The sequence below is a fragment of the Agrobacterium sp. CGMCC 11546 genome, from assembly GCF_013365515.1.
Taxonomy (GTDB): domain Bacteria; phylum Pseudomonadota; class Alphaproteobacteria; order Rhizobiales; family Rhizobiaceae; genus Agrobacterium; species Agrobacterium fabrum.
The window spans coordinates 1,725,387-1,737,567 of the sequence record NZ_CP047387.1 but is presented as its reverse complement, the minus strand read 5'-3'; the positions used below and the strand labels follow the sequence as shown (position 1 = coordinate 1,737,567).

The window sequence follows — 12,181 nt, the reverse complement described above, 5'->3', positions numbered from 1 at the left end:
GATCAGTAATTCGCTTTCAGATCCAGCCCGGTATAGAGGCTCGCGACGTCGTCATAACCGTTGAACATCAGGGTAGGGCGGTTTTGCGTGCCGAAAAAGCCTCCTTCGCCGATGCGCTGTTCCGTCGCCTGGCTCCAGCGTGGATGGTCCACATGCGGATTGACGTTGGAATAGAAGCCATATTCGCGGGCGTTGGAGTTCTTCCACGTCGTTTCCGGCTGTTTTTCCACAAGCGAAATCCGCACGATGGATTTGATGCCTTTGAAACCGTATTTCCACGGCACGACAAGCCGGATCGGTGCGCCGTTCTGGTTCGGCAGGGTTTCTCCGTAAAGCCCGACGGCGAGGATGGTCAGCGGATGACGGGCTTCATCGAGGCGCAGGCCTTCTACATAGGGCCAGGACAGAGGCTGGAACAGGCCGCTCTGACCGGGCATTTCCTCCGGGCGGACGACCGTCTCGAAGGACACGTATTTCGCGCTGCCAAGCGGCTCCACCTTGTCGAGCAGGGCAGACAGCGGAAAACCGATCCAGGGAATGACCATCGACCAGCCTTCAACGCAGCGCATGCGATAGGTGCGCTCCTCAAGCGGATATTTCATCAGCTCTTCGATACCGAATTCCTGCGGCTTGGAAACGAGGCCATCCACCTTCACAGTCCAGGGCGTTGGCTTGAACTTGCCTGAATTTTCCTTCGGGTCGGACTTGCCGACACCGAATTCGTAGAAATTATTGTAGCTGGTGACGGCGTCGAGCGGGGTAAGTTTCTCATCCAGCTTGTATGCACCGGGCTTGGCGGAGAGTGGTGCGGCAATGGCTTCGCGTCCGGCCAGCCCTATGGCAGCAAGGCCAGCCGCCGTTCCGAGGAAGTTGCGTCGGGACAGGTAGAAGGATTTGGGCGTTATCTCTGAAGACGCGATATGGGGCGGACGATAAGCGGGCATAAAAACCTCCACAAAAGCCGGGTGCATCGGCGATAAATCGATTATGATAGCCAATACGGTCGCTGCACAGATATGTTTCAGCACTCTGCGGAAAAACAACGATGAACCGCTGATAATCGCGCATTTGTGATGGCGTGTCCTTTAAAGATGGCGCTGAATAGAAAGCGTACCGTACCGAACCGTACTGTTTTGCCTGAAGGTGACAGTGACAGCGTGTGCGGTTTGCGCTAGAAAAACTGCAAAATGGGGAAAGGCGGTTTGTCTGTGTTGTGGACAAACGCCTTCGCCGAGAGATCGAGGAAAACACCATGCCAGCCTATCGCTCCAGAACGACAACCCACGGCCGCAACATGGCGGGCGCGCGCGGCCTTTGGCGCGCCACCGGCATGAAGGACAGCGATTTCGGCAAGCCGATCATCGCGGTGGTCAACTCCTTCACGCAGTTTGTGCCGGGCCATGTGCATCTGAAGGATCTCGGCCAGCTGGTTGCCCGCGAAATCGAGGCGGCCGGCGGCGTTGCCAAGGAATTCAACACGATTGCGGTCGATGATGGCATCGCCATGGGCCATGACGGCATGCTCTATTCGCTGCCATCGCGCGAGATCATCGCTGACTCGGTCGAATATATGGTCAATGCCCATTGCGCCGATGCGATGGTCTGCATTTCCAACTGCGACAAGATCACGCCCGGCATGCTGAATGCCGCGATGCGCCTCAACATTCCCGCCGTTTTCGTGTCCGGTGGTCCAATGGAAGCGGGCAAGGTGGTTCTGCACGGCAAGACCGTTGCGCTCGATCTGGTCGATGCGATGGTGGCTGCTGCCGATGACAAGATTTCCGATGAGGATGTCAAGATCATCGAGCGTTCCGCCTGCCCGACCTGCGGTTCCTGTTCCGGCATGTTCACGGCAAATTCCATGAACTGTCTGACCGAGGCGCTCGGCCTGTCATTGCCCGGCAACGGCTCGACGCTTGCCACCCACTCCGATCGCAAGCGCCTGTTCGTTGAAGCCGGTCACCTGATCGTCGATCTGGCCCGCCGTTATTACGAGCAGGACGACGAGACCGTTCTGCCGCGCACCATCGCCAACAAGGCGGCATTTGAAAACGCCATGTCGCTGGATATTGCCATGGGCGGCTCCACCAACACGGTTCTGCATATTCTGGCCGCAGCCCACGAGGGCGGCGTCGATTTCGGCATGGAAGACATCGACCGGCTCTCCCGCAAGGTTCCCTGCCTTTCCAAGGTCGCGCCTGCCAAGCAGGACGTGCACATGGAAGACGTGCACCGCGCCGGCGGCATCATGCGTATTCTCGGTGAGCTGGAGCGTGGCGGTCTCATCAACCGCGATACCTATACCGTACACGAAGCGACGCTTGGCGATGCCATCGACCGCTGGGACATCACGCGCACCAACAGCGAAACGGTGCGGCAGTTCTTCAAGGCCGCTCCGGGCGGCGTACCGACACAGGTGGCCTTCAGCCAGTCCTCGCGCTGGGATGATCTGGACACCGACAGCGACAACGGCGTCATTCGTTCGGTCGAGAAGCCTTTCTCCAAGGATGGCGGTCTGGCCGTGCTTTACGGCAACATCGCACTTGATGGCTGCATCGTGAAGACGGCGGGTGTTGATGAATCCATCCTGAAATTCAACGGATCGGCAGTCGTTTACGAAAGTCAGGACGCGGCCGTGAAGGGCATTCTCGGCAACGAGGTCAAGGCGGGCGACGTCGTCGTCATCCGCTATGAAGGACCGAAGGGCGGCCCGGGCATGCAGGAAATGCTCTATCCGACCAGCTACCTCAAGTCCAAGGGCCTCGGCAAAGCCTGCGCGCTCATCACCGATGGTCGCTTCTCCGGTGGCACGTCAGGCCTATCCATCGGCCATGCCTCGCCGGAAGCGGCGCAGGGCGGCGCCATCGGCCTCGTGCGTCAGGGCGACCTGATTGAGATCGATATTCCGAACCGTACCATCAACCTCAAGGTTTCCGATGCGGAACTAGCCGCGCGCCGGGCCGAGCAGGAAGAAAAGGGCTGGAAGCCGGAAGCACCACGCAAGCGCAATGTCACGACGGCACTGAAGGCCTATGCGGCCTTTGCGTCAAGCGCGGACAAGGGTGCTGTGCGGATACTGCCGGAGTAAGCTGTCGCAGAGTGGGGTGGGAGTTAATTAACCGCCCCGTTTGCGCTGTGGCTGGAGCTTGCTGACCAGAACCGAAAAGCTCTCATCCGTCATGCTCGGGCTTGTCCCGAGCATCTGCAACCGACCGATACGACGCGACGTGGATAGATCCTTGGGACAGGCCCGAGGATGACGTCGAGAGTGATGTGCGATCTGCAATTGTTCGATCAGCCGCCCTTTGGGGCGGCTTTTTGCTGTCTGAATTTGGTGTGAAGCCCAGCTCATAAACAGATTCAATTGCCTCACAGGGTGATTCTTCTACCGCCTTCAACATTCTGTTTTTCCATCGGAAATACGAAACTACTTACAGGCTGCTTCCTATCCAGCAGTCACATTGGAGTGATGTTCGTCCAGCGACCCTTTTCCAGAGCGCGGCGATGCCTAACTTCATCACCATGAAAAGACGAACCGCACTCGCCCTCATCGCCTCGCTGCCTTTTGCTCCGCTGGCCCGCGCGCAAAGCGCCGGCAACAACATCCGTTTCGATCCGTTGCTGAGGCAGGCGGATGCACTTTCCAGCCTCAAGGCGGTGATTGTCAGCATCGATGGCGAGGAAGTCGCCAGCCGCGCTTATCATGGTGCCAGCCTCAACGGTTCCACCAATATCAAGTCGGCGTCGAAGTCGGTCATTTCGGCGCTGGTGGGCATGGCGATCGATCGCAAGATCATTGAGGGCGCAGATCAGCCGATCGCGACCATCCTGCGCGGTGATTTTCCGCCTAACCCCGATCCGCGGCTGGAGCGGATTACCGTGGGCAATCTTCTTTCCATGCAATCCGGTCTGGAGCGCATGTCCGGCCCGAATTATGGCCGCTGGGTTGCCAGCCGCAACTGGGTAAGAATGGCGCTGGGGTCCGGTTTCGCGGGCGAGCCTGGTGGCGGCATGCTTTATTCCACGGCCTCCACACATCTGCTCTCGGCGATATTAACGAAGGCATCCGGCCGCTCGACGCTTTCTCTTGCCCGAGACTGGTTCCGCCCGCTGGAAGGGTTCTCCATTGGCGGCTGGGAGCGTGATCCGCAGGGCATCTATCTCGGTGGCAACCAGATGGCGATGACGGCGCGTTCCCTGTTGGCCTTTGGTGAGCTCTATCGTCTTGGCGGCGTGACGCCTGATGGTGAGCGGCTTATTTCTCAGGAATGGATCAGCCAGTCCTGGCAGCAGCGCACCAATTCCGTCTTCAACGGCGATGGTTACGGCTATTGCTGGTTCATCAAGGAAATGGCGGGGGAGACGGTCTATTACGCCTGGGGTTACGGCGGGCAGATGCTCTATATCGTGCCCGCCAGACGGCTTTCAGTGGTCATGACCTCGCGTGAGGATGCGCCGTCGGCCAGAACCGGGTATCGCGACCAGCTGCATGGCCTCATGGAAAACATCATCCGTGCGGTGTGAGGCAGGCGATAACGCTCAGAGCGGACGGTTGATGCTCTGGAACGCTTCGCCGAGGCGCTTCATGCGTTCCTCATAGGCGCCCGTCAGGCAGGCGACATCGGCTGCGCATTCCTGACGTTTCTTCAGCCATTTGCTCTGTTCGTCGCGCAAGGTGTCGCGTGCGCCCATCGCCATCAGCTGGGTCAGAATATCGAAGGTGGTGGCCATCTTCACATCCTGATCGTTCAGCGCGCGGTTGTCGCAGATCGCTTTTTCATCGGCTGCCAGATCGGTCTTGGCGCAATCGAAGCTTGCGGCGCTGGCCGGTGAAGCGAGGGAGGTGGCGAAAAGGATGCCAGAGGCGAGGAGGGTGGGTTTCAGATGCATGGATCGTCTCTTCTAAGGACACTCTTGTCGGCTGAAACCAAAAATGGATGCTGTTGGTTCCAATTGCGCCGGCCGATCTCTACCGGGATAAGTGTGGCCATCATCTTGCCGCTCTTTGCTTTACAGGCTTTGGCGTTATAACTCCATCATACTGATGACGATGAGGAATCACATGCGAAGCGTGTTGAAGTATCTCTCCACCGGCTTTCTTGCTGCGCTCGTTCTCCTGCCCGTGGGCGCAAGAGCGCAGGACAACAAGACCGTGCCGGCAAGCCACACGGAAATGCAGCTCTCCTTCGCGCCGCTGGTGAAGCGCACCGCAGGTGCTGTGGTGAATGTCTATGCCGAGCGCGTCGTGCAGCGGCGTGTTTCCCCTTTTGCCGGTGATCCCTTCTTCGAGCAGTTTTTCGGCCAGCAGATGCCGAACCGCACGGAAAAGCAGTCATCGCTCGGTTCGGGCGTGATCGTAACGGCGGGCGGCCTCGTGGTGACGAACAATCACGTCATCGACGGCGCTGATGACATCAAGGTGGCGCTGGCGGATGGTCGCGAGTTTTCCTCTAAGGTGCTGATGAAGGACGATCGGGTTGATCTCGCCGTGTTGCAGATTGACGCCAAGGAGCAATTCCCCGTGCTGTCGCTCGGCGATTCCGACAAGATCGAGGTTGGTGATCTGGTGCTCGCCATCGGCAACCCCTTCGGGGTCGGCCAGACGGTGACGAGCGGCATCGTCTCCGGTCTAGCGCGCAACCAGGTGACGCAGGGTGATTTCGGCTTCTTCATCCAGACCGACGCCTCCATCAACCCCGGCAATTCCGGCGGTGCGCTGATGAACATGGCGGGCGAGCTGATCGGCATCAATACCGCGATCTTTTCCAAGGGCGGCGGGTCGAACGGCATCGGTTTTGCCATTCCTGCCAATCTGGTTCGGGTTTTCGTGGCGGCCGCGGAACGTGGCGACGCTAACTTCCAGCGGCCCTATATCGGTGCGACGTTCGATCCGGTTACATCAGATGTCGCGGAAGCGCTCGGCTTGCATCGCGCGCGCGGCGCCCTCGTCGTCGGCGTCACCAAGGGTGGTCCGGCGGAGAAGGCTGGTATCGAGCCCGGACAGGTGGTGACTGCGGTCAATGGCCTGGAAGTGGAGCATCCCGATGCGCTGGGTTATCGCCTGACGACGGCCGGCATCGGCAAATCGGCCGAATTGACGGTGGTGGAAAAGGGCAAAGAAAAGAAGCTGACTATCGCTCTCAATACGGCACCGGAAACCGCGCCGCGTGACGAACGGCTGCTCGAAGGCCGCAATCCCTTCGCAGGTGCTACCGTCGCCAACCTCTCGCCGAAGCTTGCGGATGAATTGCGCATGCCTTCGCAGGTGACGGGTGTCGTCATCACCGATGTAAAGCGTGGCTCACCGGCCTATCGCGTCGGTTTCCAGCCAAAGGATGTCATCCTGTCGCTGAATGGTGCGGATATCGGCTCCACCGCTGCGGTTGAAAAGGCGCTGGACGACAATCCCGGCTTCTGGCGCGTGGAAATCCTGCGTGACGGGCAGCGTATCCGGCAGTTCCTGCGATGAGCGACGACCTCTTCGCCCCACAAGTGCCTGTCGAGGTCGCCAACCGGCGGCCTCTTGCCGATCGTCTGCGTCCGAAAACGCTGGCGGAGGTGAGTGGGCAGCCACATCTGACGGGCGAAGAGGGCGTTCTGCGCCGCATGATCGACAGCGGCTCGCTCGGATCGATGATCTTCTGGGGGCCGCCAGGGACGGGCAAGACCACGGTTGCCCGCCTGCTGTCTGGCGAGGCAGGGCTGGCCTTCGAGCAGATATCGGCGATCTTTTCCGGTGTCGCTGACCTCAAGAAGGTATTCGAGGCAGCGCGCACGCGCCGGATGAATGGCCGGCAGACGCTGCTTTTTGTTGACGAAATCCATCGTTTCAACCGCGCCCAGCAGGATAGTTTCCTGCCGGTCATGGAAGACGGCACCATCATTCTCGTCGGCGCCACCACCGAAAACCCGTCCTTCGAGCTAAACGCCGCTCTTTTGTCGCGCGCACGTGTCCTGACATTCGGTTCGCACGACGAGGATAGCCTGAGCGAACTTCTGAAGCGCGCCGAGGAGGCCGAGGGTAAACCACTGCCGCTGACGGAAGAGGCGCGCGCAAGCCTCATCCGCATGGCCGATGGCGATGGCCGCGCCGTGCTGACGCTTGCCGAAGAGGTCTGGCGGGCGGCGCGCAAGGATGAGACCTTCGATACCGAAGGGCTGACCCGCATCGTGCAGCGCCGCGCCCCGGTTTACGATAAGGGCCAGGACGGCCACTACAATCTCATTTCCGCGCTGCATAAGTCCGTACGCGGTTCGGACCCGGATGCGGCACTTTATTATCTCGCCCGCATGTTCGATGCCGGTGAAGACCCGCTTTATCTCGGGCGGCGGCTGGTGCGCATGGCGGTGGAGGATATCGGCCTTGCCGACCCACAGGCGCTAGCGGTCTGCAATGCGGCCAAGGATGCCTATGATTATCTAGGCTCGCCGGAAGGGGAACTCGCGCTGGCGCAGGCCTGCGTTTATCTCGCCACCGCACCGAAATCGAACGCCGTTTATACCGCCTTCAAGGCGGCGATGCGGGCGGCCAAGGAGAACGGCTCCCTGGTGCCGCCGAAACATATTCTCAACGCACCGACCAAGCTCATGAAGGGCGAAGGGTATGGCGACGGTTACCGTTATGACCATGACGAACCCGAGGCCTTTTCCGGGCAGGATTATTTCCCGGAGAAAATGGGACGTACGACCTTTTACGATCCGCCGGACAGGGGTTTCGAGCGGGAAATACGCAAACGTCTCGACTGGTGGGCGAAGCTGCGCCGCGAGCGCGGGTCGCGCTAGTCTCTATGCGGCCGGGGGTACATGCTTCGGTGATCTTGAGAAAAAGAATCAAGCCTCTGGCAAAGTGAATCGCGAAATCGCGGCAACACACTGTTTTTAAAAGAAATCAGGATGCCTTGCGAGTGAGTGTTGCCTGCGGCTGCGCCGGTAGCATCTTGACCGAGGATTCTGCCAGGCCGCTATGACCCTCGGCATCGATGATCAGGTGCCAGTGCATGGTTTCCGGAACGGCGATGCGGATCGGTGATTTTTTGGCGACGCCGCCGAGGTATTTGAAGTCGAGCAATTCAGTGAAACGCTGGAAATTTGCGCCTGTCATCAGCCGGACATTGTTGACGGACGACAACGATATTTCAAGCGTGGTGCCAGCCCGCAATTCCTTCAGGTCATAATGCGTATAGCGGAAATTCGGCCGGGCCATCGCGCGCCTCCCTGTAGAGTCATTTCGGACAGGAAGGATAGGGGCGGCACGGTTAACGCTGTCTTTAAATGACGGTGGCGGGTCTGAAATTTCACGCCTGATGTCGTAATTCGGAACGATGGAATGATGTTTTCATCGAGCCATGGGATAAGACCATCGTATAATATTCGTATTTAATAATAATAAATTTCTTGCCTTTAACATCGCCTGGTCGAAGTGCATTCGGCGATGTTGGGGGGAACATGAAAAACGTAACAATTTCTATGCGCCTTTATGCGCTCGTCGCATTGTTTCTGGCAATACTGGCCGCGGCTCTCACATTCAGCCTGTTTGAAAGTTATCGCGAGATGGAGCGCGAGCGCAAAGCCGGGCTGGCAGCGATGAACGAGACGGCCGTCGCCATTATCAAGCAATATTACCAGCTGGAGCAGGGCGGAAGCCTGACGCGGGAGGCGGCGCAGCAGCAGGCGAAAACAACGATCGCGGCGATGCGTTATGGCAACGGCAGCGGCTATTTCTGGATCAACGACATGCATCCCACCATGGTGATGCATCCGATCAAGCCTGAAATGAACGGCACGGACCTCACCGCTAACAAGGATCCGAACGGCAAGGCGCTGTTCGTGGAATTCGTGAATACGGTGAAGGCGGGCGGTCAGGGTTTTGTCGATTATTACTGGCCGAAGCCCGGCGCGCCAGATCCGGTCGAGAAATTTTCCCACGTCGCTGGCTTCGCCCCCTGGGGCTGGATTGTCGGCACCGGCATTTATGTCGATGACCTCGAGGCTGTATTCTGGCGTGACGCGTATTTTAACGGTGGCCTTTGTGTCGTGGTGGGCCTTCTGGTCGTTGGCGTCGCCGCCTTCGTGGTGCGAAGCGTGACGCGGCCGATCGATCTTATCCGCCAGAGCATGAAGCGGATCGCCGACGGTGACGGCGCGGCCGAAATCCAGTTTGCTGACCGCGGCGATGAAATCGGTGCGATTGCCAAAACACTTCTGGTATTGCGTGACAGCGTCAATGAACGCAGCGCGCTGCAGGCCCGCGAGGCCGATCAGCAGCGGGCGCTGGAGGAGGCGCGACACGGCAACGAGATGGTTCTGCGTTCCGCATCCGAGCGCCAGGCCCATGCCATGGAGCGGCTTGGCCATGCGCTCGAGGCGCTGGCCAATGGCGATCTGACGGTCGAGCTTGCCGATATAGGCTCGGACTATGAAAAACTGCGTGTGGATTTCAATCGTGCCGTCGGCGCGCTGCATGGCGCGATCGAGGCGATTGCGAGAACCGGCCACGTCGTCAATGACAGCGCCTCCGACATCAGCGGTGCGACCGGCAATCTTTCCCGCCGCACCGAACAGCAGGCGGCGGCGCTGGAAGAGACGGCGGCCGCTCTCGATGAGATCACCGCGACGGTACGCACCGCCTCCGAGCGCGCCAATGAAGCCCGGCAGATGGTGCAGGACACAAAAACCAGCGCCGGCCGTTCGGGTGAGATCGTCCGCAACGCCGTCGACGCCATGGGACGTATCGAGGATTCCTCGAAACGCATCGGTCAGATCATCTCGGTCATCGACGAAATCGCTTTCCAGACCAACCTTCTGGCGCTGAATGCCGGTGTCGAGGCGGCGCGTGCCGGCGAGGCGGGGCGCGGTTTTGCCGTGGTGGCGCAGGAGGTGCGTGAACTGGCGCAACGCTCTGCCAATGCCGCCAAGGAGATCAAGACCCTTATCAACCGCTCGGCCGAGGAAGTTGGCGGCGGCGTGGCGCTGGTGCGTTCCACCGGCGATGCGCTGGACGAGATCGTGGCGCTGGTCAACCGCGTCGATGGCCATGTGAACTCCATCGCCACAGCGGCGCGGGAACAGGCGACCGGCCTGCAGGAGATCAACACCTCCGTCAACCACATGGATCAGATGACCCAGCAGAATGCCGCCATGGTGGAAGAAACGACCGCGGCCAGCCAGACGCTCGCCGAAGAAAGCCAGCAGCTGCGGGCGCTGCTTTCACGCTTCGAACTGGGGCAGGGCGCAGGACGCGCGGTTTCGCGGGCGGCTTGATTTGATCCGTTTTGAATAAGTGGAGGGCGCGGCTTTGGCTGCGCCCTTTGCGTGTTGACGGACCTTCACCCACACTCGACGTCATCCTCGCGCTCGTCCCGAGGCTCCAACCATGCCTCGTAAAATCAATCGGTTGCAGATGCTCGGGACAGGCCCGAGCATGACGGCGGGGAGGTCTTCAAACTTTCTCCTCTCCACGGATGCGGCTGGGCCGGGCTTTTGCATCAGATGGACCGCAAAACTTGCCATTCGTTATTTCCCGCAACCAATAAGGTTTCATTTACCTCATTTCTTTAAAATTTGTCCTGTATTGCCGCGATTGCGGCCGCTGAAGGTACAGGTTCTCGTATGGCGTATGTTTCCCTTCCGCGTCGTCTTGTGACGTTGCTGATGATTTCCACGGTCATGGTGTCGTGTTCGGCGGAGGGTCTCGTGCCTCCGGCCGAGGTGGACGGCACCACGCGCGTCAGTGCCATTCGCTCGTCGCGGCAGCAGGGCTACAGCGCTCCATCAGGCGCGGTCAATCAGGTCGAACGAGCCGGGCAGGGCACCGATTACCCCTCCACCATGTCGCAGCCGATGCCGGAACCTTACGCCTCGCAGGATCCGCTGCTGCAATCGCCGCAGGGCGGGCAGGGGTATTCCACGCTCGATTCTCAGCATCAGGCGCGCATGGCGGCCAGCGGTCATACCAATATGCCGGCGCAACCCATGCAAAGCCAGACCATGCAGAGCCAGACCATGCAAGCCCAGACCATGCCCGGGCAGCAGATGGCCAGCAACCAGAACGCCGAAGGCGAGGGCGGCGTGAACATGGATTCCATGCTGGGCGTGGAGCCGGTTCGCGGACTTGCCGAAGAACAGGATGCGGATATTGCCGAAGGCGCTTCGGCACAGCCTGTGGTCGACGGCATCGGCACCGATAATCCGATTGCCGTCTCTCCTCCTCGCCGGCAACAGGGCGCCAGTCAATCGCGGCTGATACCGCCGCCGCCAGTTGGCTCCTCTTCCCGCCGCCAGCCGGTGGAGGAAGTCGCAATGCTGATGCCGAACGATCCGATGGCGGGTGGCCCGATGCAGAGCAACCGGTCGATGCCGCCAGGCGTCATGCCATCTTCTGAAGTTGCCTGCCGCAGCGAATTGCGCCGCCTCGGTGTCGCCTTCCGCGACGTCGCACGTATTGCCGACGGCCCGACCTGCGGCATCGATTATCCGATTGAACTTAGCGGTCTTGCCAGTGGCGTTGCCATTCGTCCGGCGGTGAAGCTCAATTGCCAGGTCACGCTTGCCTTCGCCAAATGGGTGAAGTTCGAACTCGTGCCGTCCTCGCGCTTCCGTTATCTCTCCGGCGTTGGCCGCATCACGCCGATGGGCGGTTATTCCTGCCGCAAGATGAATTCGCGTTCCAGCAATCCATGGTCCGAACATGCGCGCGGCAATGCCATCGATATCGGCACGATCACGCTGAAGAACGGCAAGGAGATCGACGTCCGCAGCAAGAGCTTCTTCGCCTTCCGCGAAAAGGCACTGCTGAAGGCGGTGAGGTCCGACAGCTGCAAATATTTCTCCACCGTTCTCGGGCCGGGCAGCGATCCCAATCACTGGAACCATTTCCACTTCGACCTGCGCACCCGCAAGTCCGGTTACAGGCATTGTGACTAAGTCGCGTCGGTGGAGGTTTTCGGCTGGGTTTGAAAGTGTTTCCTCCGTCATGCTCGGGCCTGTCCCGAGCATCTGCAACGTCGCGATGGGCGTTACGTTGACAGATCCTCGGCACAAGGCCCAGGATGACGTTGAGTACGGAGAGCGGCTTTTTATCAACTTGCTGCCGCTGGCTGTGGATCCCGGGCGCGCCAGCGATAGCCGCTCGTACCACGCCCACAAAAAAAGACCGGCCCGAAGGCCGGTGAAGAAGACGGCC

9 protein-coding genes are annotated in these 12,181 nt (G+C 59.8%); 6 read left to right on the top strand and 3 right to left on the bottom strand.

Going from position 1 to position 12,181, the window contains the following annotated elements:
- Window positions 1-2: 2 nt before the first annotated feature.
- A complete protein-coding gene (gene msrP, locus GSF67_RS08745) occupies window positions 3-944 on the bottom strand; it encodes a protein-methionine-sulfoxide reductase catalytic subunit MsrP (RefSeq protein ID WP_006313989.1) in 942 nt (313 codons plus the stop codon).
- A 308-nt stretch (window positions 945-1,252) separates the two neighbouring features.
- On the opposite strand from msrP, the gene ilvD reads away from it, so the two are divergent.
- Both ilvD and GSF67_RS08735 read left to right on the top strand, forming a co-directional pair.
- The gene (ilvD, locus tag GSF67_RS08740) at window positions 1,253-3,088 is read left to right on the top strand and encodes a dihydroxy-acid dehydratase (protein WP_035215829.1); all 1,836 of its coding nucleotides are present in this window, start codon (window positions 1,253-1,255) and stop codon (window positions 3,086-3,088) included.
- A gap of 434 nt (window positions 3,089-3,522) precedes the next feature.
- Window positions 3,523-4,524: a serine hydrolase gene (locus GSF67_RS08735; protein WP_035215931.1), complete on the top strand. Its 1,002-nt coding sequence runs from the start codon at window positions 3,523-3,525 to the stop codon at window positions 4,522-4,524.
- A gap of 15 nt (window positions 4,525-4,539) precedes the next feature.
- On the opposite strand, the gene GSF67_RS08730 is transcribed toward GSF67_RS08735, so the two are convergent.
- A complete protein-coding gene (locus tag GSF67_RS08730; protein ID WP_006313992.1) occupies window positions 4,540-4,890 on the bottom strand; it encodes a lysozyme inhibitor LprI family protein in 351 nt (116 codons plus the stop codon).
- A 172-nt stretch (window positions 4,891-5,062) separates the two neighbouring features.
- Between GSF67_RS08730 and GSF67_RS08725 the strand changes: the two genes are divergently transcribed.
- On the top strand, window positions 5,063-6,469 hold the full coding sequence (locus GSF67_RS08725; RefSeq protein ID WP_006313993.1) for a DegQ family serine endoprotease: 1,407 nt from the start codon (window positions 5,063-5,065) through the stop codon (window positions 6,467-6,469).
- Complete coding sequence (locus GSF67_RS08720) at window positions 6,466-7,782, top strand: replication-associated recombination protein A (RefSeq protein WP_006313994.1); 1,317 nt, start codon at window positions 6,466-6,468, stop codon at window positions 7,780-7,782. Before GSF67_RS08725 ends, GSF67_RS08720 begins: the two co-directional genes overlap by 4 nt.
- Window positions 7,783-7,888: 106 nt before the next feature.
- Here the strand turns inward: GSF67_RS08720 and GSF67_RS08715 are convergent, their stop codons facing one another.
- Window positions 7,889-8,203 carry a DUF1883 domain-containing protein gene (locus tag GSF67_RS08715; protein ID WP_006313995.1) on the bottom strand — a complete coding sequence of 105 codons (315 nt, stop codon included), beginning with the start codon at window positions 8,201-8,203 and terminating at the stop codon, window positions 7,889-7,891.
- Between the two features lie 242 nt (window positions 8,204-8,445).
- Here GSF67_RS08715 and GSF67_RS08710 point away from each other — a divergent pair, with 242 nt between their 5' ends.
- Both GSF67_RS08710 and GSF67_RS08705 read left to right on the top strand, forming a co-directional pair.
- A complete protein-coding gene (locus GSF67_RS08710; RefSeq protein ID WP_035215831.1) occupies window positions 8,446-10,260 on the top strand; it encodes a methyl-accepting chemotaxis protein in 1,815 nt (604 codons plus the stop codon).
- 348 nt (window positions 10,261-10,608) lie between these two features.
- Window positions 10,609-11,922: an extensin family protein gene (locus GSF67_RS08705; protein ID WP_006313997.1), complete on the top strand. Its 1,314-nt coding sequence runs from the start codon at window positions 10,609-10,611 to the stop codon at window positions 11,920-11,922.
- Window positions 11,923-12,181: the final 259 nt, after the last annotated feature.